This window comes from Streptomyces flavotricini, assembly GCF_020639365.1.
Taxonomy (GTDB): domain Bacteria; phylum Actinomycetota; class Actinomycetes; order Streptomycetales; family Streptomycetaceae; genus Streptomyces; species Streptomyces flavotricini.
The window spans coordinates 21,237-45,078 of sequence record NZ_JAINUL010000001.1 but is presented as its reverse complement, the minus strand read 5'-3'; the positions used below and the strand labels follow the sequence as shown (position 1 = coordinate 45,078).

Here is a 23,842-nt window from a genome sequence, read left to right as displayed (position 1 = left end):
GCCAGGGTCCGTACTCAGGCGGAACGTCCCGTCACGGAGCTCCCGTCCGTACCCGCCACCGGATTCCGTCTACCAGCCTCCGGCGCGACCTCGCGGGACGTCCCACGCCAGCAACCGGCAACAACGGCTCCAACACGGCCCACTGGTCATCAGACAGATCCCCACGCCCCATTCCAGCAACCTGGCATCAAGCCGGATCACTTTCTGAAACACGGCCTAGCCGGGCCGGGGTGGGGGACGCAACAGGCGCCCGGTGCCGACGACGCGTCAAAGGCAGCCGGGCCGGTCCCTGGACGCACGCGAGCTCTCGGTCGAGGCTGGCCGGACACACTTTCAGCAGGTCACCCTCAAGGTTCGCATGGGCCGTCGCGGCTGGTGGCAGGCTCTGACCGGCCCGCGGGACACGTCGGAAGGATCTGGAAATGCTGAGCCGTCGTGAACGCATCGCGGTGGACGGATTCCTGCTCGCCGTGCTCGTGGCGGTCGCCGGCTGGGTCGCCGGAACATATGAATACGGCCGCACCTCACAGCTCCTGCTCTGCACGAGTCTGCTGATCGTGCTCGTCACGGCCTACCGGACGGTGATGGACGGCCTGGTCCTCACCCGCAGCCCGGCCACGCCCCGGATCCCGGTGTCCGAGGAGGTCCGGCGCCATGCCGCCCGCCAAGCACGCCTCGACCCGGACGCCTGACTGCGGTCGGTGAAGACCGTGGCCTTCAACGACCGCAGCCGGCCGACCGGGATTCAGGGTGCGGGTTCGTAGACGACGGTGGTGGTGGGGCAGTCCTCGGCGAGGCCGAGGAGGGCTTGTCGTTCGTTCTCGTCGACGGCCAGGTCCCAGCGCAGCTTGGTTCCGACCCAGGTCGCGGCGTACGTGCAGTGGTAGGAGCCGTCCGACGGCAGCCATTCCGCCGGATCCTTGTCCGCCTTGGACCGGTTCGAGGCTGCGGACACCGCGATCAGCGTGTCGGGGGAAGCCTGGTCGTTCGCGTACGCCTCCCGGCGGGCCGCCGACCACGGCACCTGCTCGGAGTCGTACACCTCCGCCAACGGCACGAAGTGGTCCACATCGAGCCGGGCCGCGTCCGTGACCACGACGTTGTCGTAGGCGCTGCGCCAGGAGCCGCCGGTCAGCTTGCAGCCGGCCGCGACCTGCGGCGCGACGACGGCTTCGGCGAGGATGACTTCCTTGCGGGTGTCGCAGCCGTCTCCGGCGTTGAGGCCCTTGTTCCAGTGCTTGTACAGGTCCCGCTTGTAGCCCTCGCGGTGCTCGACGGCGACGGGCAGGCGATCGATGGCCTCGAACAGCGGCAGCGGAGCCCGCAGCCCGGCCGGGCCACCGGTCAAGGCGGCCGCGGGTGCCGCCGTAACGGTGGGTGCGGAGTGCGCGGCCGGAGCCGCGGTGAACAGGGGCAGGGTGCAGAGGGCGAGCGCGGGCAGGCCGCGCAGCATCAGGTTCTTGATCACAATGGCCGGTGTAGCGGGCCCGACACCCACCCCGACAGGCTCCCTGGAGACAACTCACCCGTGCGGACGGCCGGATTCACCGAAGAAACGCGCCTGCTCCTTCAGCTTCGTCAGGGTCGAGGTAACCGCCTTCGCCCGGTTCCCGGCTGACGTCCGCGTGCACGAGCAGTTGTACCTCGTCCTCACCGGGGGTACGGCGCAACCGGCAAGGACCGGACGACAGGAACAGGGCCGAGATTCGTTGCGCGGCTTTGAGTGCGGCCTTCTCCTGGCCCCGGATCTCGATCGTGATCACGCTCTCGTCGCTCATACCCCAGGAACCCCCTGCGGCTGGCCGTGGTTCTCGCCTCTGCGGGAGGATCACACCATCGAGCCCCCAAGGGTCCCCGGTGGGCGGGGTGGCGGCGCGATAGCGCCAATCTCGCCCATTGCCGGGTGGCGGCGATCCGACGGCCGGTAGTTTCGCCGCCATGACCGTTCCTGTGCTTGATCGGCGTCCGTCGTCTCCCGGGCCGACGTCGAAGCCGCCGCCGGGGCGTCCGTCGACGGATCCGCCGACCCGTCCGGACAAGAACCCGCCGTTCCCGCCGAACAATCCGCAGCAGCCCCGGCCGGGAGGCTGACTGGTCATGCGCGTTGACCGGCTTCCGTTCGAGGAGCTTCCTGACGATACCCGGCAGGCGATCGCGGCCCGGGTGGGGGAGGACTGCCCGCGGGCGGAGGTGGAGTCGGGGACCAGTTCCGCGCTCGCGTCGCTGTTCTGGCCGGAGTCGGGCCCGGAGATGGTGTTCGTCAAAGGTCTCCCCCTGGACCACCCGCGGATCGGTGAGTTGCGGGCCGAAGCAGCCGTTGCCCCTTTCGTGCCCGCGATCGCCCCCAGGATGCTGTGGCAGGAGGAGGCCGGCGGGTGGCTGCTGCTCTGCTTCGAGGGCGCCCACGCCTCCGCATGGGCGTACTTCGGCGAGGACGGTGACCATCTGGAGCCGGTCGCCGCAGCCCTGCGCGAACTGAGTCTGCTGCCCGCGCCTGACGGCGTGCGGCTGACCCCGTGGGACCGGTGGGGCGAGTACTGCGAGCCCGCCCAGGAAGGCCTCCTGACGGGGGACCGGCTGGTGCATTCGGATCCGGCCGCCACCAACTTCATGGTCGAGCGCAGCGGCCGGGTATGGATGATCGACTGGGCATGGGCCATGCGCGGCCCCGCATGGATCGACGCCGCACTCTGGGATTTCCGCCTCGTCCTCGACGGCAAGCAGAGCATCGAGGACGCAGCACGCTGGGCCCGCACCATCCCCGCGTTCGCCCAGGCTCCCCGCGAGGGAGTACGGGTTCTGGCGGAGGCGGAGGCCCGCTCCTGGGAGGACTGGCGCGAGCACGGAATGACCGAGCTCGACGAGACGATCACGGCCGCCCGCGCATGGGCCGCGCACTGGCGCTGACAACCTGACGCCCCCGGGCCCCCGGCGCTCTGCCTGCCGAACACATGGCTGTTCCGGTGGCAGCGCGGCTCCGGCCCGGCGGCTGCGCGCGCGAGCACCGCCTTCCGCTGTACTCCGACGAGACGTTCGGCACCCGCTACCGTCACGAGGACTGGTCGTGGCTGGAGGCCCGCCACCGGGTCAGGGGTGGAGGTAGTCGTTGAGGTAGGTGCGGGCGGCGGTTTCGCTCGTGCCGAGTGCGGTCGCCACGTCCTTGAGCGGCACGTCGAGGGCGGCGAGTTCGTACGCGGCCTCTTGGCCGGTCTGGGCGATGACATACCGCAGGTCGGCGAGCGCTTTCAACACCGCCAGCGGTTCCTCGACAGCGAGGACATCGAGTTGCCGGACGAGCTCGGTGAGCAGACCGGTCAGCTCTGCGGGGAGTGGGACGGCTGCGTCCCGGACCACCGATACGTGGGCCTCGTAGTCGCCGATCGGCCCGGACAGGTCGACGTCCGCCTCGTATAGCGGCTCGTCGTCGGCGAGGGTGGTCCAGTCGAGGGGGTACTCGGCCGCGCCGCGCCAGCCGCACGAGCAACTGCCCCGCAGCAGCGCGGCCCGGGGCCGCCCTCGTCGGCCGTCGTAGGCGTGCCACTCCGTTGACGAGGGCACGTTCGGGCCGCTGCCCACGTCGAAGTAGACCGGGCCCGGCTCACTGCCGTCGGCCAGCAGCACCCCCACCGCCCCCTGATGCGCGGCCCCCAGCGCCTTCAGCACCCTGTCCACCACGACCAACCCCTCCCCATGCCTTGATCGAGTCGGCACACCGGCCGCTCCACGCGTTCAGGGTGCCGCGCCCCGGGCGTGCGCGTACCGGGATCTACCGAAAGCGGTACGGGACCTGTCCCCTTGGCAGCCCGCAGCCCTGGCGGACGCTGACGTGCTGGCCGGGGCATCGACCCGCCGCAGGAAACGACGCGCGCACGAAGAACGGACCAATGTGCGAAAAACTCTGAAGAACGGCTGTTACCCGGTCAACTGGTCCGGCCGGGTGAGCGGGTGGAGGAGTGCGCCCGGTGGTGCGCCGGAGCGCGCTGACCCCGGTGTCCGGTTCGCGGGGCCGGTGGGTGTATCGGCCACCAAATGGCAGGGGCACGCCCGGTCAGGATGTATGTGGTGTGCAGGTGAGTGTGACGGATATGTCCGTGTCCGGTAACCGGTATTGGGCGGGGGCTGCGGCGCAGGGCGTGCCGGGTCGAGAGTGTGGCCCTCGGCTCATCCGGGCCGACCACGACAGAAGCCTTCACCGGCTTGTTTCGGCTGGTGGAGTGCTGTTCTTGAGGGAGCGCCACCCATGTCTTCTGCCTCTTCCGTGCGCCGTATCGCCGCCACCGTTCTGGCCGCCGGAGCCGTCGTTGGCGCGGCCGCGCTGCCGGCCGCCGCCCAGGACGGTCACCACCAGCAGCGTCCGCGGGTGGAGATCAGCCGGGTCCAGGCCGACAGCCCCGGACGCGACGACCACTCCAACCGCTCCCTGAACAACGAGTGGGTGGAGATCACTAACACCACCCGCGACGCGATCAACCTGCGCGGCTGGACGCTGCGCGATGCGGACGGCAACCGCTACCGGTTCGACAACGTCCGCATCAACGGGCGCGCCACGATCCGTATCCACACCGGCACCGGCCACAACACCCGCACCGACCTGTTCCAGAACAGCCGCGAGTACATCTGGGGCAACAACGGCGACACCGCCACCCTGCGTGACGACCGCGGCCGCACGGTCGACACCGAGTCCTGGGGCCGCCGACGCTGACACCCACCACGCGCGCACGGGCCGTCGCCCTCTACCGGGCGACGGCCCGCACCGCTGCCGCAGGAGGGGAGGCGCGCCGGTCTGCCGCCATCGGATCCTGGGCGACGGTCGACTACGACGGCCGCACCGCGTGCTGACTTCGCGGTCGCTCAGGCCGGTTCCCGACGGCTGTGGGGTGAAGTCACCGCCGCCTACCGGGGGTGGGAGGAGCTCGGCCGGCCGAGCGTCGACGGGTACGGCCTGACCGTGACAGCGGGTACGACCGACGTGTGGGCGGGCTCACCGGCCAGCCCGGTCGCCGCTCGCTAGTCCTGGAACCGGCTTTCATCGTCCACGCCGACGGCAACCGGCTCTGCCGTCAGTCGGTTCTGCCGTGGTGCGAGGCCGCCTCCGAGCGGCCGCCCGACGACAGTTCACGGGCGAACGCGACGCACCCTCCACCTGCGGCCTCGCTGTGTCCCGGCCTGCAGGCATTGCTGCGCGGCGGCGAGGTTGTTGCGGCTGGTGAGAGTGTCGGGGTGGTCGGGGCCGAGGACGCGTTCGCGTGCGACGAACGTGGCGGTGTGGAGGTCGATGGCCATTTGGTGTCGCCCGAGGCCAAGAAGGGCCTCGGCAAGGTCGTTGCGACTACTGAGGGTGCGGGGGTGGTGGGGCCCGGCGACGCGCTGGAGAGTGGCCAGGGTAGCGGTGTGGAGGTCAGCGGCTTCCTGGTGTCGCCCAAGGGCGTTGAGGGTGCAGGCGAGGTTGTTGCCGCTGGTGAGGGTGTCGGGGTGGTTGGAGCCGAGAGTGCGTTCGCGCGCGGCGAGCGTGCTGGCGTTGAGGTCGGCGGCTTCCTGGTGTCGCCCGAGGGCGTTGAGGGCGTAGGCGAGGTTGCTGCTGCTGGTGAGGGTGTCAGGGTGGTCGGGGCCGAGAACGCGTTCGCGTGTGGCGAGCGTGGCGGTGTGGAGGTCGGCGGCTTCCTGGTGTCTTCGGAGGCTATGCAGGCTGCCAGCGACGTTGTTACTGCTGGTGAGGGTGTCGGGGTGATCGGGGCCGAGAACGCGTTCGCGTGCGGCGAGCGTGCTGGTGTAAAGGTCGGCGGCTTCCTGGTATCGCCCGAGGGCGTGTAGGGCGACGGCGAGATTGCTGCGGCTTTGGAGGATGTCGGGGTCGTCCGAGTGGAGAACGCGTTCGCGTGTGGCGAGCGTGGTGGTGTGAAGGTCGGCGGCTTCCTGGTGTCGCCCGAGGTCGAAAAGGGCGACCCCGAGGTTGTTACGGCTGGTCAGCGAAACTGGGTGATCAACGCCGAAACGGGACTCGATCTGTTCCAGCCCGATCTCGGTGAGGGCAAGTGCGTTCGTGGCCTGGCCAGCGGCCCTCTGGAGGTCAGCGAGCTGGCACACCGTTTGGATGACGGTGTCGCCGCCGTCTCGCCGGGCCGCGAAGGCCAGCGCGTGAGGGACGAGGAGTACGGCCACAGGCCATCCGGCGGTTCCGGCCGCTTCGGCCGCTTGAACGGAACGTGCGAGTTGGTGGGTGAGGGCGTCGTACCAGGGGGTGGGGTTGGGGCTTTCGCTGGTGCGGGTGTGTGCGGTGATTTCGCGGATGAGGGGGTGGAGGTTGATCTGCGCGGGGGTGGTGCCGGTGGGGTCGGTGGTGGGGGTCTGGAGGAGTCCGTAGGCGTGCAGTCCGTTGATCGCGGCTTCGATGCGTACAGGGTCGGCCGGCCCCCCGGTGGCCTCGTGGACGAGCTCTGGAGTGAGGAAGGCCAGGGGGACGGGAGCCGGTGCCATGAGAGCCAGGAGGTGCAGGACGGGGCTGGCGAGATCGTTGCCGTCGTGCGCGAGCTGGTCGAGGGACAATTCCCAGGTATGCCGCACGACCGTGCGTGCGACGTCCGGGTCGGAGGATTCCGGGTGTGGGGCGGCGAGGAGACTGCCCAGTTCGATGTCGAGGGCCGTCGTGTAGGTGGCGAAGGTGCGGTATCGGCTTCCGGGGGCGGCGAGGTAGCGTCCTGCGGCCTGTAGAGCGAGAGGCAGACCGCCTAGGCGCGCCGCGAGCAGTTCGGCATCCGGCCGGTCGCCTGCGCTGGGGGCGAGATCGAGGAGCAGGTCCGCGCCGGGCTGCTCGTTGAGGGGTTCGAGGCGGGTGAGGTCAGCGTCGGGGCCCCAGGTGTGGGCGCGGGTGTCGCGGCTGGTAACGAGCAGCAGCCCGCCCCCGCCCGGCCGGACCCAGCCACGGTAGTCCGCGAGCGGTCCTGACCCTTGCGGTCCTAGGTTTTCGGGGTCGTCGAGGTTGTCCAGGACCAGCAGCCACTTCCCCCGCTCTGACAGCTGTCCCCACACCACGTCCGCCAGCGGCACCCGACCGGTCCGGGCAGCCTCCATCGTTTCCTCGGGCAGGCCGCAGGCGACCGCGACCCTGAGCATGTCCTCGCCGAATTGTGCGCGGCCGCGCCAGGTCACCCAGAACACCGCCTGCCCTTTGTCTTTGGCGTGTTCGGCCAGGGCGGTGGCGAGGGTGGTCTTGCCGATCCCCCCGGTCCCGCACACCACCGCGAACCGTTCCCGTGGGCGGTCCAGCAGCCGCCTGAGAGCGGCTAGCTCGGCGTCCCGGCCGCGCAGTGCGGTACGGAGCCGGGGCGCGGCCAGTGATCCCGCGGCGGCCGCGGCGACTACCCGGTCCACGGGGGCCAGCCGTGCGGGACCCGCCGCCGATCCTGCGCCGGCGTCGAGGTGACGGTTCCACAGCCCGAGACCGACCGCGACTACGACCAGGATCGCGAGCACGCTCCACACCAGCCACGGGATCTTGGCCCAGCCAGGTACTTCCGCGGTGACGTAGTTGGTGACCAGCGCCACCACGCCCCACGCCACCGCACCAGCCCCCGAAACCCACGCACCTGCCCGCACGCCTCTCTGCCCCACCCGCATCGGCATCCCCAGATCCCCCTTCGCCTCATCTGCGTGGGGAAGTACCCACCAGGCCCCACTGCGAACATCCGCAACCGAGCGACGGAACACTCCTGCACCCCCGCCGAGCGCGGAGAACCGCGCACGCTCAGGATGTCGCCGTGGACCACGCAGCGGCTGTGATGCCCGCAGTCGGTCGGCCGCGGACGGGGTGCCCGGCGGTGCGGATTACCTTTGGCCCCACCGGGGCGCGGTGCGGGTGTGCCGCCATGCCCGTTCCCGGTCAGGTGACGCGCACTGCCGCGCCACATGTGCGGCCGGCGGGCTCGGTCCCCTGCGTCCGCAGCGTGTGGGAGACCGGCGGCTCTTGCTACTGCGGCTCGGGGTCGGGTTCGGAAGGGCCGGAGAGCAGTCGAACGGGAGGCTTGTCGCCGATGCGTTCCCACCACAGGCCGACACGGTCGCGGAAGTGGACCGTCAGCGCCTGGTCCGTGGAGTCACACGGGAGGAACCCTTCGTTGCCATAACCGTCGGTCAGCAGCGTGAGAGGTACAGAGAACTCGGCTCCTGACGAGAGGGCCTGGCAGGTCTTGGTGTCGGTCGTGCCCCAGAGCGGTTGGATGTGATGACGGCTGTCGTAGGTGTAGGTAGCGCGGATGACCCGTACTTCCGTGAGGGGATCGCTACTGCTGTTGGTGACGACAGCGTGCCTGCGGTCGAGGCGGGAGCTCACCTGGAGGGCCTGCGCTGCGGCACGGGTATAGTCCGCCGCTCCGTCCCTGAGGTACGCGCGGATGCTGCTGCAGAAGGCTTTCAGCTCGTCTGTCGGCTTTGCGTACCACCCATCCTCGAACACTTTCTGAGACCAGAGCGCCTTGTCGCCTCGGGGGACCTGACGTACCCAGGATTCCAGCTCACCGCAGGGCACCACGAATACGCCGAAGTCGGCGGCCGCCCGCAGAAGCCGCTCCGCAGCGTTGTACGGATCGCCCTGAAGGCCCCCCAGGCCGGACTTCTTGAGCTCACCCCACCGGGTCCCGCCTTTGGCCAGCTTGGTGAGCTCACCGAGTATCCGCTCCGGTAGCGGGTCACTGGCCTTGATGCCCTTCAAGAGCGCGTCCATCTCGGTCTTGAAGCCGCCTGCGGAGGCCGCGCTCCGGGATCCGGCCGCATGCTCTCGGAGGCATTTGAGGTCCGCGTCCAGGTGTTCGGTGACGCCGTCGAGGCTGGTGACGGCTCGGTCGAGACTGTCCCGGAGGTAGTCGAAGTCGGCGATGACCGCGGTGGGGATACCGCACTGCCGTAGCCGCCGGGCCGTGTCAGCCAGGGGCGCCTTGCCACTGGTGTGGAGGAACAGGGTGTTGTCGTGTGCGGTCCCAGCAGCCTTGGTGACGTCGAAGGACGCGGCGTAGAACTCGCAGTCACCGGCGGCTTCGCAGAGCACGACCCGGTCGTAGAACAGGCCCGAGGACAGGTTCGAGTACCGCAGCAGAGGCGTGCGCAGCAGGCCCTGCACGGCATCCGGGTTCAAGAGCCTGGCGGCAGGGGTTCCCGACGACCGATCGAGGCGGACGATCGACACCGGACGGGCCTGCTCCGCTTCGAGGACTCCGGCGAGGAAGTCGGCACTGTGCGTCGCGACGAACAGCTGCGTCTGCCCCCGGATCCCGGCCAGAAGACGGCCGAGAAGGCGGGCCTGCGGCGGATGCAGAAACGCCTCAGGCTCGTCGATGATGACCAGCGGAGCGGGCCGCACCATCACCTGGAGCAGGATCTGCACGAAGCTGCGGAAGCCGTCGCCCTGCGCCGACACCAAAGGCAGACTCCGGTACGCCGCGGCGACCTCTCGTGCTGCCCCCGGGAGGGCGTCCCGGAGGTCGGGGTGAGGCCGGCCAACGCGGAGCTTGATCCGCTCGTCGTACCGATCTACACAGACTTGATAGCCGAACGCCTGATGCACCAATTCCGCGAAACGCGACTCGGCTTCGCGGTCCTCGTACAGGTACTGGAGCTTGGACCGGGACGGCAGCAAAGGGTCCCAATGGTCCACCTCCGCTTCGACCTGCAGCCGCTCGTCGGCCCACAGCGTCTGCTTGAGAAAGGGGGTGAGCTCAGGGAGAGCGAAGGACGTCCAGCGATGAGGGACAGAGTCCTTGAGTAGCGCGTCCCCGTTGGGAGAGGCGTAGTGCTCAGCCGTGCTGGGGGTCCAGGTCCGGTAGCCGCGCTCATCCAGCCAGGCCATGAACTCCGCGCTGCTCCCGCTGTGCCGCGGAAGGGCTTGCCGGATCCACCGCGTGGTCCTGCCGGCTGTCGTGCCGGGAAGCTCAACCTGCGCGTCGAGCTCACGGAGCAAGAGCGACTTGCCGCTGTTGTTGGAGCCGATGAAGAGCGTCATCCCGTCCTGCGGCGGCTCCACTATGAGGCCCGTATTGAGCATGATCTCGGTGACAGCGAAGGTGATCGCCATGGTGCCCCCAACACGATGTGCACATCGCTCCAGGAGCGACGTCAGTGATCTACGAAGCGTATCGATCAGCCCATGCTGGCGTCGGAGTTTTCGTCCTGCCTGCTCGGTGACCCAACGAGCTGAGCTTCAACCGTGGGGTGCTCGTCGCTTCTTTGTGGTCCGGGGGTGGGGGTGTGTGGGGGTGTTTGGGGGGTGGTGTGGGGTGGGGGTGGCGCCCGGGGGTGTGGGGGTGGGGTGGTGGTTGTGGCGGGGTGGGGGTGCGGGTTCGCGTGGGTGGGCGTCGGGGGGTCGCTGGGGGGGGTGTCGGGTGTCGGGTGTCGGCGTGACGGTTTTCCCGGCTCGCGGGCGCACGGTTCTGCAACCATTTTTCAGGCATTAGAAATTGGCAGCCAGTTAGTACGTACTGGAACAGTACGGGTTGACTGACCCCGAAGGGCCCGGCGTATTCGGCGGGCCGGAAGGGGTGTTATCCGGGAGCGGATCGCGATGGGTATTGAGGGCCCTGTCGGCGGGGGCCGACGGCGTGAGCGGCTGTCGTCCGCACCACGCGGACGGCGGGTGAATCTGTCGTTCAACGACGCGGAGCTGGAGGTCGTACGGCTGGCCGCGCAGCGGGAGGGGATGTCACCCGCGTCGTGGGCGGGACGGCAGGTGATGGCGGTCGCGCAGCATGTGCTGGTGCCGGTCTCCCGGGACGCCGCCGATGTGCTGCGGGAGCTGGTCCAGGCCCGGGTTCACTTGCGGGAGACCGTCACGGCGCTCCGCTCGCTGACGACCGCCGACCCGCCGGTGGCCGGCCTTCCGGAGACGGCTGCCGCCGTGGTGGAAGCGGCGTTGGCGGCAGTGGCCCGGGTCGATACGGCGACGGCCCGGGTGATGCGGGAGAGGCGCCCGCGGTCGTGATGCCGAAGAAGGCGGAGACGGGTTCGACCACCGCCGATCTGCTGGCCTACCTCTTCGGTCCGGGCGAGCGCGACGAGCACACCGACCCCCACCTCGTCGCCGCATGGGACCCGGATCTGCCGTGCCCGGCCCGCACCCCCGGGCGCATGACGCTGGCCGATCTGGCGCTGCTCCTGGACGCCCCCGTGGAAGCGCTGCGCGGCTCGAAGCCCGCCGAGCACGTGTGGCACGTCTCGGTCCGCAACGCCCCCGGCGACCGCCGCTTGTCGGACGCCGAGTGGGCGGAGGTCGCCGCCGCCATGGTGCACGCCGCGGGCATCGCGGAACACGGCGACGAGCAGGCCTGCCGGTGGGTCGCGGTCCGGCACGCGGAGGACCACATCCACATCGCGGCGACCCTCGCCCGGCAGGACGGCCGGCACCCCCGTGTGCGCGGCGACATTCCCGCGATGCACACCGCCGCCCGGAACTTCGAAGCCCGCTGGGGCCTCACTCCGATGTCCCCCCTCGACCGGACCGCACGCCGCCGCCCCGTCACCGGGGAGGCCGAGAAAGCCGCCCGGCGCGGCCTGGCCGAGACCGCCCGGGAGTCCCTGCAGCGCACCGTCCGTACCGCGGCCGCGCTCGCGCACGGCGACACCGACTTCCTCGACCGGCTCCGCGACGCCGGAGTCCGCGTGCGTGAACGGCTGGGCGACGACGGGACGCTCGTCGGGTACTCGGTCGCGCTGCCCGGGGACCGCGCCGACCGTGGCAGCCGGCCCGTCTGGTTCGCGGGCTCCACCCTCGCCTATGACCTGTCCCTGCCGCGCGTCCGGGAACGCTTCACCCCGCTCGTCACCGACGCGGACTGGGCACTCGCCGAGCACCGGATCCGCGAAGCCGCCGAACTCCTCGGCCGCGCCGGGCAGGACGAGGGGGCGGGCGATGTCGCCGCGCTCGGCGACCTCCTGGCCGTGGCCGCCGCTCATGCCCCGGCCCTCGTCCGTACCCGCGTCCAGGCGGCGGCCGATGCTTTCGAGCAGGCCGCCCGCGCCCCCGGCGCCCGCTGTCTCGAAGGCCGCGCCCGTGCCGGCTGGCGCGCCTCGACCAGGGCTTTGGAGCGGGCGCCGCGCGCGGCACGCGGGGACGGCGCCGCGGTCGTCCTCACCCTGCTGCTCGCCCTTGTGGAGGCGGTGGAGGCCGCAGCCTCCTGGCACCGCGCGCAGGCCTTCCGCGCGCAGGCGAAAGCCGCCTCGGAGGCGGCCGTCCTGCTGCGGGAAGCAGCCGGCCTGACCGGCAACCGGCCCCCGACGGCGAAGCCGCGTACCAGTCGGGTGGTGCGCACTGCGGGCCGTGGCCTGCCCGGGGCTGCGCCCGTTACCGGTGTACCGGTCCGCCCGCGCCCCGACCCCGGCCGTCCGGGCCCGTCCCGTACACGCTGACCCCCACCCCAGGGAGCCTTCTGCCGATGACGTACCCGCCCCAGCCCGAACCGTTCGCCGAAGCCCTCGGGGAAGCCGCGCACACCGCGGCGATGGCCTACCGGCTGATGATGGCCATCACCGACGCCGTCCGCCGCGCCACCCAAAAACGGATCACCGGCCGGGAGGAGGAACTTGGCGAGGACGCTCAGACGATGGCCCCGGGCTGGTCGGCCGACCAGCTGCGCGGCGTCCTGGGCGACGACATCCTGGCCGAGCTGATGGCCGGGGCGGACTGGCCGCGGTTGGCCCGCCAGCTCGTCGGCCTCCACCAGGCCGGAGTCGACCTCTCCACGTTCCTGCCGCAGATGGGCCGCATGACCGCCGCCGTCCACCAGGCCGTGGTGGCCAACGCGGCCCGCACGAAGGCGGAAGGCACCGACCGGTGGGCGGACCTGCTCAAGAAGACGATGCCGGGCGGCCTGGTGCGCGACGCGATCCTGGCCTCCCCGGCCTGGCCGGACATGGCCGCGAAGATGGCGCTCCTCGACCAGCTCGGTGTCGACGTCGCCGCCTTCCTGACGGCCACGCACGGCCAGGGCGTCGGCGTCGACCGCGCGGTGGCCGCCCTCCTCGCCGGGCAGGGCGCCGCCGCACAGGGAGCCGCACCTGCACCCGTGGCCGGGGTTCGCGCCGCAGGTCCCGCCCCCGACCCGTACGCGGCCTTCCGCCAACTCAGGCCGCTTCAAAGGAGGAACAGGAGAACCGGACACACCAGACGAAGACTTGTAGGACACCCCGACAGCCTCCCACCCACAACGCCGCCACATCCACTGAATCAACGAAAAGATCAGTAAAGGGTGTTGCAGAAGGTCCGTCTCGGGCAAGCCTGAATGGCGTCTGACCTGCTGTTTCACCGGGTCATGGCGAGGTTGTGCATGGTGGTGACGGCGTGGTGGAGGCCGTCTCCTTTCTGGCGGCAGTCGCGGAGGATCTTCCAGTTCTTCATCCGGGCGAAGGTGTGCTCGACGCGGGCGCGAACGCGTCGGTGTTCGGCGTTGTCTTCCTCCTGGCCGCGCAGGAGGGGGGGCGTACGGCTCGCTTGCGGTGCGGGACGATCAGCCCGGTGCCGAGGTAGGCGCCGTCCGCGATGACCGTCGTCCTGGCCGCCGCGGCCGGAAGGTCCGACTCCCGCCATACGTGGGCGTCGGCCTTGTTGCCCGGCGCCGGACGAGCCGACGCGATGACCAGCCGGCTGTCGGCGTCGATGATGACCTGCACGTTCGCCGAGAACCGGTAGTTGCGGGACGACGCAGCGACGGTGCGGTCGCGGACTGGGATCAGGGTTTTGTCCACGATCCAGAGTCGTTCGACGTCGGCGACGGGCCGCGGGGCCGGCTCCAGCGCCAGCAGTGCACCCAGCCTCTTGATCACCCGGCAGACAGTGGCCGGGGAGATCCCGAAGAGCGGGGCGAGCTGGCGCATCGTGAGAATGGTGCGGTAGTACACAGCCACCAGCAGGACCCGGTCCGGCAACGGCAGGCACCACGGACGGCCTCCACCGGGCCCGTTCCCGCCCCGCCCCCGCACCGCCTTCACCAGCTTCTCGAACCGGCCCATCCGCAAGCCAGTGAACGTCTCCACCCACAATGCCTCAGCCCGCAACACCCCACCCATGCAAGAGGAATGCCCCATCACGGACGTTGTGCAACAACCTTTAGATCGACCGGTTGTGGGGCAGGATCCGGGCCGCGCCGGCCGACGCGGCAGAGCGGGCGGAGTGCGCGCGGCAGGTGACCGCGCGGCCGCCGGAGTCCATGGAGGAGCGCTACCCCGCAGATACGCAGTGGCCGGCGTCGCCCTGGGACGTGCCCTCGGTGCCGGCCGGCGGGGAACTCCATGCCGAGGACGGGCTGGAGATGGGCAACGGCGGCATGGTCGAGCTGCCGTCCCCGGGGTTCACGCGGCCGGTGGTGCTGCACGGATCCAGGCATGTGAGCGCCAGGGTCCGGATCCGGTGCGACGCCCAACCCGGCCTCTACGTCGTGCGCTGGAAAGAGAAGGGCAAACCCGCCAAGGAGTGGGCCCGATACCGGGTGACCGCAGCCGCACCGGGCTGCCAGGACCCGGCCGTCGTACCCGACTGGCTGTTCGGCGGCGCCGCGGCCCTGGCTGCGGCAGGAGCTGCATGGCATCTTTGCCTCGGTCGGCCAGGAGGCGTTCTTCGAGGGCCAAGACGTTTACCGACCCGCGCCTTTGCGCGGCCATCGTCGACCGTCTCACCTTCGGCGGCAACATCATCGAGACCGGCACTGACTCCTTCCGCCTCGCCACCACCCGCGCCCGCGCTGAACAATCAGCTGTCGGCTTACCACCAACGACGTCGGGACGGTCAGCTAGCGAACGCTCGCCGCACCTTTTCGAGACGCGCACGCTGATCACCGATCCAGCCGGTCGCCGGGAAGAGGGGAAAGCTGACCGTCACCTGCGACGACGGGCCGTCATGGACCGACACCCCGATCACACCAGGGCTCAGCGGCTTGATCTTGAACTGGACCGTCCGCCCCGAGTTCAGCCACGACACGAACCGACCTGCGGCGAGCTCCTCAAGAGCCTCCTGCCAGTCATCAAGGTCATCGGCCGTGACATAGACCGGGAAGCTGCCTTTGACGCTCTCGGTCTCGACGACGAACTCGCAGTCCAGGCAGTCTCTGCCAGGAGCTGGAAGCTCCAACACACGCAGAGAGACAACGTGACCAGTCGTCCCCGGCGGATCCGCCAGATGAATCAGCTCGCCCAGCTCGTCTTCCATGACAGCCTCTCTCGGTCGACCTCGAACAGAGGAATCATTCCTGAGCTCCTCGGCAAGCACGGCGCCGAGGTGGGTGTTACTGACTCTCAGGCTCTGGTCCACATTCTGTGGAGGCTCACGGACGGTGATGTCAGTGGGGTGTGGTGGTATGGCCCGACTCTGCTGTTGACCTGCTGGGAGGCCACTGTGATGCCCGCGTGTCCGTCTCTGACCCACGCCTTGGCCGAGGCTTGGTCGGCGCCCTGTGGTTCATCGAGGGCTGCGAAGACGAGCAGATGGACCCGGACGATGCCGTGAAGGTCCTGGAGGGCGTCGCCCACCTGTTCAGCCAACTGTCCGCTGATCAGCGGCAGGAGCTGAGCGATTTGGTCAGGGCGATGGCCGGGGCCGAACCCGACCCGGCCCGGCGGGAGTTCCTGGAAGGGTTCCCGGAAGGATTCGGGCTGGTCGAGGACGCGTCCTGAGTAAGCTTTCAGGAGTAGAGCAGGACGCGCTTTCGTAGCAGTTCGAATCCTGCACGGCCGAACATCTGACGTTTCAGCATCTTGATCCGGTTGACATGACCTTCGACGACTCCGGAGTTCCAGGGCAGTGAGAGGCCGGCGATGACGGCGTCCATGTCGCGTTCGAGGTGGCGTGCGAACGACTGGAGGGCGGGAAGGTTGGGGGTGCTGGCGGCTTCGATCCATTCAGGCAGCCGGTGACCTTCCAGTTGGGTGAGCATGTGGGCGAACGAGCGCACGTGCCCGGCCAGGACATCGAGTTCGGGGCACGCGGCCAGGACAGTCTTGAGCTGGATACGATCTGGTTCCTGCAGCGCGTCGGGGTGGGTGAGGACCCATCGGGTGACGGTGCGGGCCGTCGGCGGCCGCGGGCCGATGGGCTGGGGGCTGCCCCGCAGTACGGAGCGGATGTAGTCGCGGACGCTGGCGTAACCATGCGAGTAGCCCTGCTCCTTGATCTCCTCCCACAGTTTCCAGGCGTTGGTGCAGCCGTCTTGCCAGCGCTGATGGAGGTAGGGCTTGTAAGGGTCGAGTGCGGTGCGGCGGTTTTGCCACTGCCCGGTGAACAGGGCCTCAGGCGTGGCAGCGCCGGGGAACCGTAGGACGGTGCTGTGACCCATGCCGAGTTGCCGGGCGATGGACCGCTTGCTGTGCCCGGCGGCCAGGAGCGCGTAGACGGTCGCGTGCTTGGCGCGGGTGCGCTCGGCGAACCGGTGGCCCGTAGGCCATGGCTGCGAGGGTGAATCGGGCGTCGCTTCTGCCTCGTCCGGATCCGCCGGTTGGACCGGTGCGGGCCGCAGGCAACCGCGATGCCTGTAGACGCATTTCTCGGTGGCCTGGCCGAGGTTGTGCCACAGATGCCACCGGTCAGCGACCTGGAGGGCTTGCGGGGCGCCGCGGGTGGAGCCCTCGGCGTAGAAGACGGCACGGTCCCGGCAGATGATCTCGATGCCGGGCCGCTTCGCCAGCCACGCTGCCAGCGTGTCGGCCTCGCGATCCGGCAGCAGGTCCACCGGTCGACGAGTCTCGACGTCGACGAGCACGGTGCCGTAGATCCGGCCTCTGCGCTGGGCATACTCGTCGACGCCCACCACGCGGGGCACCGCTACCTCAGGATCCGGCAGTGAGGTCATCAGCCGCAGGAGGGTGTTGCGGCTGACCGGTGCGCCGAAGACATGGGCCATCCGGGCGCCGGCGCGGCCGGCCAAGGCAAGGCCGACGGATGCGAGGGCCGAGCGCAGCCGTTCGGTTCGCCTTCCGTACCGGCGCGTGAGACCAGGTATCTGCTCGGCAAAGGTCCGCCGCGGGCAGGCAGTCTCAGTGCAGGAGAACCGGCGGACCCTCAAGGACAACACCACATGCTGGCCGGCGGTCGGAAGATCACGAGGAAACCGCAGGTACGACTCATGCACTCGCACTGACCACAGTCCACAGCTTGGGCAGGACGCCCCGCCCATGGTCGACTGGGCCTCCACCCGGACACCGTCCTCCGCCACCTCGACCGCCACCACGTGGACGCCCTCAACCGATGCGAGCAGCACCTCTTCGAGCGTTGTCTGTACTTCGTTCACGCCGAAGCACTCTTGGCCAGCCCCCACTCACCGCAGGCGATTTCCGGGCGACATTGCACGGCATCCATCGAAGATCAACAGTCACGCTGCGTACGCGCCCACAGAAAGTGGACCAGAGCCCGTTGTCACCTACGCGGTCGGGCAGGCGGTGTTCGGCTGTGACCGCCAGGCGCACGGCCGCGTCGTCTTCCGTTACACCTCCCCGATCGTGCTGCGCCCGTCGACGGGCGCGGAGTCCGGGCAGGAGCCGTCCATGTCCGCGGGAGAGTCGGTCTCACGCCGCGCGGCCGGCCCGCCGGGCCGGGTGGGAGCTCGTCGTGGAGGCGGTGCGGGATCCGGGCGGTGGTCCCGTAGTCCGCCGACCATGCCACGAACCGCAAAGGCCTCGGCCGCCGAAGGGGCCGTCGGCCGGCTTTCGACCCAGTACGACAGTCCCCAGCCTCTGGCCACCGTCGAAGTACCGGCGCTTGCAGACCGGCCATAGTGCTTTTTTGCGCCGCTTTCCGTAATCAGCCCCTCTTGAGGTAGCCCGCGCGGCATGATCACGGGAGGCGTGGGGCGTGCACCAGCTGACGGTGCCAGGGCGGGGGAGTGGACGAGTGAGCGTGAGCGGATACCGGTTTAACCCGCCGCCGAACTGGCCTCTGCCCCAAGGATGGGTTCCCCCGGCCGGCTGGCAGCCCGACCCTTCGTGGCCGCCGCCTCCGCCGGGCTGGCAGATGTGGCTTTCTGAGTTGTCCGGGGCTGTTTCGGTCCCCGGCTCCGTCCCCCACCAGTACGTCCCTCAGCCCGCGGCTCCAGCGGACCGGAAGCGGGGCTGGTTCGGGCGCTGGCGACACCAGCAGACAGGTGAACTCGAGGAGCTGAGGGCGTGGATCGCCCAGGCTCACGGTGCGGACGCCGCCCAGGTCGCCGCACTGGTGGAGCACACACGCCAGGAAGCGGCCATGCTGCGGGCACAGGCTCAGGAACAGGCCGAGGCGATTCTCGACGAAGCCCGCCAGACCGTCAAAGACATCAAGAACGAAGCCAAGCAGGCCGCCAAGGACGCCGAGAATACCCGTAGCGAAGCCGAACGGCAGCGCAATGAAATCTACCAGGCCGAAAGCCGCCTGACCGAGCTGCGCGCGCAGCTCGTCACCACCGACGAGACCGTCCTGCTGCAGCAAGCCGGCATTTACGCCTACCGCCACCAGCTCCAGGACGCAGTCGCCTACCGCAGCCGCCTGGACTCACTCAAAACCGAGATACAAGACCTCGCACGCAACAACCAGGCCGTCTTGGCCGCCACGGACTGGACTGTCAACGGCTCTGCGCGCGAAGGTCGCAAGATGATCCGCGACTTCTCCAAACTGATGCTCCGTGCCTATAACGCAGAAGCCGACTATGCCGTCCGCGCCATGCGCCCTCACCGCCTGACTTCACTGGTCGACCGCCTCTACAAGAGCCGGGAGACCATCGCCAGACTCGGTGCCACCATGCACATCCGCATCTCCGACGCCTACCACGACGCCCGTGTCCGCGAGCTGCAGCTGACGGCCGACTTCCTGCAGAAGAAGGACGAGGAGAAGGAAGCCCAGCGCGAGGCACGTGCCCGCGAACGCGAAGAGGCAGCCGCCCAGCGCGAGCTGGACCGCGAGCGAGACAAGCTCCACAAGGAACTCAATCACTACGAGGCTGCCCTGGAACGCCTGCGAGTTCAGGGCAACCACGACGCAGTACGTGACATGGAAGCCAAACTCGCCGAGATCCAGCAGGCACTCAGCGACGTCGACGCACGGGCGGCCAACGTCCGCACTGGCTACGTCTACGTTGTCTCAAACATCGGCGCCTTCGGCGACAGCATTGTCAAGATCGGTATGACCCGGCGCCTCGAACCCCTCGACCGCGTCTACGAACTCAGCGGCGCCGCCGTCCCCTTCCGCTTCGACGTTCATGCCCTGATCTTCAGCAAGGACGCCGTTGGCCTGGAGACCCGCCTCCACCAAGAGTTTGCCGATCGACGCGTCAATCGCGTCAACAGCAGAAAAGAGTTCTTCTACATCACTCCCGCTGAGGTACGCACGGCACTGGAACGCTTCGCAGGAGAACACCTGGTGGAGTTCACAGAAACCCCGCAAGCCCTCGAGTGGCGCGCCAGCAAGTCACGCTGACGCCTCAAGGCGCGACCAATGCTAACCCGTGATCCCACCAGGCAGCTGTCAGCGCTCAGGAGCGATGGATGGGGGCGTGTCAGCGATCTTGTGTAAGTCGTCTGGTGTCATTGGATGCTGAGCCGGTCCTCGAAGAAGAGTGAGAACTGGTTCAGTGCCTCTTTCCAGTGTGCGGCGACGTGGTTCGCGTCGCGCGCTTTCGGGTTGATCTGCTCGCAGACTGCGAGGTAGGGCACCTTCAACACCGCCTGCTCCGAGGGGAAGTGGCCGCGGTTGCGGGTGGCCTTGCGGAGCCGCGAGTTGATCGATTCAACCATGTTCGTGGAGTAGACCACGGTCCTTATGGCCGGTGGGAACGCCAGGTAGGGCGTGAACTCCGGCCAGGCCGACCGCCAGGTCCGCACGATCGCCCGGTAGCGTTCGCCCAGCTCAGAGGCCTCGAAGGCATCGAGGGCCTGCTCGGCGGCCGCCTCGGTCGGCGCCGTGTAGATCGCCTTCAGTGCTGGCACCAGCTTCGGGTGGTCCCGCACGGACGACAGCCGCAGCGAGGCTCTCGTCAGGTGAAGTCGTCAAGAAACAACCTGGTGGTTATCGGCGCCGACCGAGGTGAGAAGGTCGGCTGGGTGGGGTGGCGGTGTCCGGCAGGGGCGATGTCGATGCGACGGTCATCGAGGACCGGCAGGACGTCGCGGATGGCGTTCCACAGGGTGCTCCTGCAGACTCCGAACAGCTCGGATAGAGCGTCGAGGCCGCAGATGCGACGGCGGTAGAGGATCGTGGCGAGGATCCGGTCACCGTCGGTGATCTTCTGTCGGAACACGCCGCCGCGGGTGCCCGGACGCCGACTGCCGACCAGGCACCGGAGCGAGCGCAGCGCGCGGGCCGTCGGGGGCCCGTAACACAGCAGCGGATAGACGCCTGCACCCTCTAGAGCACGGGCACCAGTCTCCCGGCAGGCTGGACGGCTTGGCGATCTCAGAACACGGGAGTTCTGAGAGATGTTTTATGAACGGTGATCAAGACAAATCAGGCGGGCTCCAGACGCCCGCGGAACTAGTACAAATGGTCACTTGTGAGAATCGGGGGGCAGTGGATTCTCCTCCAGCCAGCGTCGGATCACTGCCGCGTCCTGCGGGCGTCCGAGCGATTCCAGGAGGAATGCCTGGAGGTCCAACACCATGTGGAACTGAGGAAGCAGGAAGGGCATTGTGGCTATGTGATGCCGGTAGCACTCCACGGCTTCCCCTGTGAGGCTGAGCGCCAAAGAGAGGTCGCTTCCGTCTGTCAGGAGCACGGCCCAGACGGTCAGCGAGTGGGCGAGGTCGGGTTCGAAGGCGGCGGGGTCCGCCTGCGCCAGCCGCCGGTAGATGCCTACTGCTTCCTGCTCGGCGGCGAGAGCCTCATCGAGGCGCCCTGCCTGCGACAGCCGGCCGCCGAGGTTGGTCAGCGAGTGGGCGAGGTCGGGTTCGAAGGCGGCGGGGTCCGCCTGCGCCAGCCGCCGGTAGATGCCTACTGCTTCCTGCTCGGCGGCGAGGGCCTCATCGAGGCGCCCCGCGTATGCCAGCCAGATGCCGAGGTTGGACAGCAAGGCGGCGAGGTCGGGTTCGAACGCGGCAGGGTGCTCCTGTACCAGCCTGCGCCGGATCTCCACCGCCTCCTCGGTGGCGGCCAGGGCCTCATCGCGGCGCCCCGCCTCCGCCGGCCGGTTGCCGAGGTTGTGCAGCGAGGTGGCGAGGTCGGGTTCGAACGCGGCAGGGTCCGCCTGCACCAGTCGGCGCCGGATCTCCACCGCCTCCTGCTCAGCGGCGAGAGCCTCACGGCGGCGCCCCGCCTCCGCCAGCCGGAGGCCCAGGTTGGACAGCGAGGCGGCGAGGTCGGGTTCGAACGCGGCAGGGTGCTCCTGCACCAGCCTGCGCCGGATCTCCACCGCCTCCTCGGTGACGGCGAGGGCCTCACGGCGGCGCCCCGTCTGCGCCAGCTGGATGCCCAGGTTGGACAGCGAGCGGGCGAGGTCGGGTTCGAACGCAGCGGGGTCCGCCTGCGCCAGCCGCCGGCAGATGCCTACTGCCTCGTCAGTGGCGGCTAGGGCCTCACGGCGGCGCCCCGTCTGCGCCAGCTGGACGCCGAGGTTGGATAACGAGGCGGCGAGGTCGGGTTCGAACGCGGCAGGGTGCGCCTGCGCCAGCCTGCGCCGGACCTCCGCCGCCTCCTGCTCAGCGGCGAGAGCCTCACGGCGGCGCCCCGCCTCCGTCAGCCGGATACCAAGGTTGGACAGCGAGGCGGCGAGGTCGGGTTCGAACGCGGCAGGGTCCGCGTGCGCCAGCCGCCGGTTGGCCTGGGCGAGGGCAGCGGTGAGCCGTAGGACGAGGGGAGACAGGACGCGGGACGGGTAGGGGAGGGCGGCGGTGGCGATATTGATAGCTTGGTAGGTGAGGGGAGTGGTGTCGAAGGCGGTGGCGAGGGTGTGGAGTAGATAGTCAGTGTCGGTGGTGCGGGTGGCGTTGTAGTGGGCGATGGCGGCGCGGGTCAGGACGGTGACGCTCTGGGCCTGTTGGCTGTGGTCGGCGGCGGTGAGGAGGGCGGGCAGCTCAATGTCGCCTCTCATCAGCACGCCGCTGGCGTGGTATTCGGCGATGCGGTCGGGTTGGAGGGTGCCCCAGTAGCGGTCGGGGTCGGCCGGGTACAGGTGTGCGAGCCAGGCTGCGGTGCGTGCGGTCTTGGGGGCGGGCACCGCAGGGAGGGCGGTCAGGACCCGGGTGGCCGCATCGGTGCTGTCGGCGCCGCACAGGGCGGCAACCGCGACAGCAGCCGTGAGGGTGGCGGTATCGAGGCCGAGCTGGAAGGCGTCGGCGCTGTCCTTCCAGAAGCGTTCCTCATGTTCCAGCAGGATCTTCTCCGCGGGGTCGCCGGGGGCGGTGGTGACGGGGCTGGGTCCGTGTTGGAGGAGGGTGACCAGGGCGGTCATCTGCAAGGTGAGGGCGTTGTCGTAGCGGGGGTGGGCCAGGTCGTCGACGGGCCGCAGCGTGCCGGCGAGGGCTGTCCAGTCGTGGCCGGCGAGGCTGGGGACACGAGGCAGCAGGAGCGCCAGGTCGCGGGCGGCGTTGCGGAAGGCCTCGCTACGGTCGCGGGTGGTCGGGGCGGCGGGCTGGAGCGGGCCGAGCGGGACCACGGGGGCCGAGGCGAGCAGGCGGCGCACGGGGGCGGTGGCGCTGAGGGTGTCGGTGCGCCATTCGCCGTCGGAGCGGGCGAGCAGGAGCAGGCGAACGCGGTGGCGGGTGGTGTGTAGGTGGGTGACCAGGCGGCGCAGCAGGCGGGGGCGGGTCTCGGCGTAGTCAACGACCAGGAGGAGGGGCAGGGCGGTGGTGAGGGGGGCAGGGTCGGGTGCGGTGTCGTGGTCGGTGAGATCGGAGCGCAGGTGTCCAGCCACCCAGCCTTGGCGGCTGAGGGTGTCGGTGAGGTGGCGGGCGAGGCGAGTCTTGCCCTGGCCGCCGGGGCCGGTGATCACGCGGATCGCGATTCTCGCGGAGTCGGTGGTGCACCAGGTGCGCAGGTCAGCGAGTTCGCGGTCGCGGCCGTGGAAGGCGACGGCTTCGGTGTCGGCGCGCAGGAGGGCGGCAGGTGAGTGGAGGTCGCGGTCGGCGGTGGCTGGTTTGAGGAGAGGGGCGGGTTCGACGGGTTCGAGGACCGGCTCCCATCCGGTGTGCCGGACGATGAGGCGGCGGAATTCGGAGGGTTGGCCGTCCCGGTCGGTGAGGAGGTGGCTGACGGGGGTGGCGGTGAGGCGGGTGCCGCCGTCGGCTTGGCGGTCGTGGCGGACGATGCCGCACAGCAGGTCGCCGCCGTGTCCGTCGTCGGCCAGGACAGCCGCGCCGGAGATGCCGGACCAGCGGGTGCCGCCCGGGGCGGGCGCGCCAGCGGGCACCGGGGTGGTGCTGGTGACCTCATAGCGGCCGGCCAGCGCCCCGGTGCCCGGGGTGATCCGGCCCTCCAGGTGCTCGTCCAAGCGGCCTCGCCCGGCGTCCTTCTGCAGGCGGGGGAAGCCGGCCAGGGACACCTGGTGGGAGCGGGTGCCGATCAAGCGCCCGTAGCGCTGGGGCGGCCTGGCGATCAGGTCGGACAGGGACTCGGGGACCGGCCAGTGGCATTCGGCGTCGATCTCCAATAGCGCGGCGTCGACCTCGCCGTCGCGCTGGCGCCAGCGCACGCTCGCCGGGTATTCCCGCTCGCTGTGATCGGGCCGACACACCGTCACCGCGCCCGGCCCGCCGTCCGGGTCCGAATCGTCCAGGACGTGGTCGGCGGTCAGGACCAGCCTGGGTGTGACCAGGTATCCCGTCCCAAACCCCTTGGTGTCCTTGCCCTTGCATGCCACCCGGATCTGCACCCGGCGGTCGAACTCCACGAATGCTCCCCCTCTATCTCCTGCCCTTGCCCCCT

At 69.7% G+C, this 23,842-nt stretch carries 17 protein-coding genes and 4 pseudogenes; 9 read left to right on the top strand and 12 right to left on the bottom strand.

Translation table 11 applies throughout. The features are described 5' to 3' along the window. Positions 1 to 31: 31 nt before the first annotated feature. Positions 32 to 172, bottom strand: a complete 141-nt coding sequence (locus K7B10_RS00170; RefSeq protein WP_229333915.1) for a transposase — start codon at positions 170 to 172, stop codon at positions 32 to 34. A gap of 250 nt (positions 173 to 422) precedes the next feature. On the opposite strand from K7B10_RS00170, the gene K7B10_RS00165 reads away from it, so the two are divergent. Then, the gene (locus K7B10_RS00165) at positions 423 to 692 is read left to right on the top strand and encodes a hypothetical protein (protein WP_229333914.1); all 270 of its coding nucleotides are present in this window, start codon (positions 423 to 425) and stop codon (positions 690 to 692) included. A gap of 53 nt (positions 693 to 745) precedes the next feature. On the opposite strand, the gene K7B10_RS00160 is transcribed toward K7B10_RS00165, so the two are convergent. Then, entirely contained in the window at positions 746 to 1,453 is a 708-nt protein-coding gene (locus tag K7B10_RS00160; RefSeq protein WP_229344657.1) for an HNH endonuclease family protein, read from the bottom strand. A gap of 91 nt (positions 1,454 to 1,544) precedes the next feature. After that, entirely contained in the window at positions 1,545 to 1,778 is a 234-nt protein-coding gene (locus K7B10_RS00155; RefSeq protein ID WP_229333913.1) for a hypothetical protein, read from the bottom strand. 319 nt (positions 1,779 to 2,097) lie between these two features. Between K7B10_RS00155 and K7B10_RS00150 the strand changes: the two genes are divergently transcribed. Continuing rightward, positions 2,098 to 2,907 carry a protein kinase family protein gene (locus K7B10_RS00150; protein WP_229333912.1) on the top strand — a complete coding sequence of 270 codons (810 nt, stop codon included), beginning with the start codon at positions 2,098 to 2,100 and terminating at the stop codon, positions 2,905 to 2,907. Positions 2,908 to 3,087: 180 nt separating this feature from the next. Here the strand turns inward: K7B10_RS00150 and K7B10_RS00145 are convergent, their stop codons facing one another. Then, positions 3,088 to 3,675, bottom strand: coding sequence for a hypothetical protein (locus tag K7B10_RS00145; RefSeq protein ID WP_229333911.1), 588 nt, complete (start codon positions 3,673 to 3,675; stop codon positions 3,088 to 3,090). Positions 3,676 to 4,240: 565 nt separating this feature from the next. Here K7B10_RS00145 and K7B10_RS00140 point away from each other — a divergent pair. Beyond that, entirely contained in the window at positions 4,241 to 4,702 is a 462-nt protein-coding gene (locus K7B10_RS00140; RefSeq protein WP_229333910.1) for a lamin tail domain-containing protein, read from the top strand. 413 nt (positions 4,703 to 5,115) lie between these two features. On the opposite strand, the gene fxsT is transcribed toward K7B10_RS00140, so the two are convergent. Both fxsT and K7B10_RS00130 read right to left on the bottom strand, forming a co-directional pair. Beyond that, on the bottom strand, positions 5,116 to 7,557 hold the full coding sequence (gene fxsT / locus K7B10_RS00135) for an FxSxx-COOH system tetratricopeptide repeat protein (RefSeq protein WP_229333909.1): 2,442 nt from the start codon (positions 7,555 to 7,557) through the stop codon (positions 5,116 to 5,118). A gap of 406 nt (positions 7,558 to 7,963) precedes the next feature. Further along, positions 7,964 to 10,060 (bottom strand): ATP-dependent nuclease, encoded by a 2,097-nt coding sequence (locus K7B10_RS00130; protein ID WP_229333908.1) that lies wholly within the window; start codon positions 10,058 to 10,060, stop codon positions 7,964 to 7,966. A gap of 558 nt (positions 10,061 to 10,618) precedes the next feature. On the opposite strand from K7B10_RS00130, the gene K7B10_RS00125 reads away from it, so the two are divergent. From K7B10_RS00125 to K7B10_RS00115, 3 genes are read left to right on the top strand one after another with little or no spacing between them, the layout of a single operon-like run. Next, entirely contained in the window at positions 10,619 to 10,963 is a 345-nt protein-coding gene (locus K7B10_RS00125) for a hypothetical protein (RefSeq protein WP_229345765.1), read from the top strand. After that, positions 10,960 to 12,387, top strand: a complete 1,428-nt coding sequence (locus K7B10_RS00120; RefSeq protein ID WP_229345764.1) for a relaxase family protein — start codon at positions 10,960 to 10,962, stop codon at positions 12,385 to 12,387. The genes K7B10_RS00125 and K7B10_RS00120 overlap by 4 nt, the downstream gene beginning before the upstream one ends. Positions 12,388 to 12,413: 26 nt before the next feature. Continuing rightward, positions 12,414 to 13,223 carry a hypothetical protein gene (locus K7B10_RS00115; RefSeq protein WP_229333907.1) on the top strand — a complete coding sequence of 270 codons (810 nt, stop codon included), beginning with the start codon at positions 12,414 to 12,416 and terminating at the stop codon, positions 13,221 to 13,223. A 56-nt stretch (positions 13,224 to 13,279) separates the two neighbouring features. On the opposite strand, the pseudogene K7B10_RS00110 reads toward K7B10_RS00115, so the two are convergent. After that, positions 13,280 to 14,043 (bottom strand): annotated as a pseudogene (locus tag K7B10_RS00110) (transposase). Positions 14,044 to 14,599: 556 nt separating this feature from the next. Here K7B10_RS00110 and K7B10_RS00105 point away from each other — a divergent pair. Next, positions 14,600 to 14,728: pseudogene (locus K7B10_RS00105) on the top strand (IS21-like element helper ATPase IstB); the annotation flags it as partial. A gap of 30 nt (positions 14,729 to 14,758) precedes the next feature. On the opposite strand, the gene K7B10_RS00100 reads toward K7B10_RS00105, so the two are convergent. Next, the gene (locus K7B10_RS00100) at positions 14,759 to 15,178 is read right to left on the bottom strand and encodes a DUF5959 family protein (RefSeq protein ID WP_229333906.1); all 420 of its coding nucleotides are present in this window, start codon (positions 15,176 to 15,178) and stop codon (positions 14,759 to 14,761) included. A 197-nt stretch (positions 15,179 to 15,375) separates the two neighbouring features. Here K7B10_RS00100 and K7B10_RS00095 point away from each other — a divergent pair, with 197 nt between their 5' ends. Further along, positions 15,376 to 15,642 (top strand): hypothetical protein, encoded by a 267-nt coding sequence (locus K7B10_RS00095; protein WP_229333905.1) that lies wholly within the window; start codon positions 15,376 to 15,378, stop codon positions 15,640 to 15,642. Between the two features lie 8 nt (positions 15,643 to 15,650). On the opposite strand, the gene K7B10_RS00090 is transcribed toward K7B10_RS00095, so the two are convergent. Continuing rightward, entirely contained in the window at positions 15,651 to 17,252 is a 1,602-nt protein-coding gene (locus K7B10_RS00090; protein ID WP_229333904.1) for an ISL3 family transposase, read from the bottom strand. Between the two features lie 947 nt (positions 17,253 to 18,199). On the opposite strand from K7B10_RS00090, the gene K7B10_RS00085 reads away from it, so the two are divergent. Further along, complete coding sequence (locus K7B10_RS00085) at positions 18,200 to 19,405, top strand: SNIPE associated domain-containing protein (protein WP_229333903.1); 1,206 nt, start codon at positions 18,200 to 18,202, stop codon at positions 19,403 to 19,405. 107 nt (positions 19,406 to 19,512) lie between these two features. Here the strand turns inward: K7B10_RS00085 and K7B10_RS00080 are convergent. The 3 genes and pseudogenes from K7B10_RS00080 to K7B10_RS00070 form a co-directional block, all read right to left on the bottom strand. Continuing rightward, a pseudogene (locus K7B10_RS00080) lies at positions 19,513 to 19,971 on the bottom strand (transposase); the annotation flags it as partial. A 3-nt stretch (positions 19,972 to 19,974) separates the two neighbouring features. Further along, positions 19,975 to 20,255, bottom strand: a pseudogene (locus K7B10_RS00075) (helix-turn-helix domain-containing protein); the annotation flags it as partial. Between the two features lie 216 nt (positions 20,256 to 20,471). Next, on the bottom strand, positions 20,472 to 23,807 hold the full coding sequence (locus K7B10_RS00070) for a tetratricopeptide repeat-containing serine protease family protein (protein ID WP_229333900.1): 3,336 nt from the start codon (positions 23,805 to 23,807) through the stop codon (positions 20,472 to 20,474). Positions 23,808 to 23,842 lie beyond the last annotated feature (35 nt).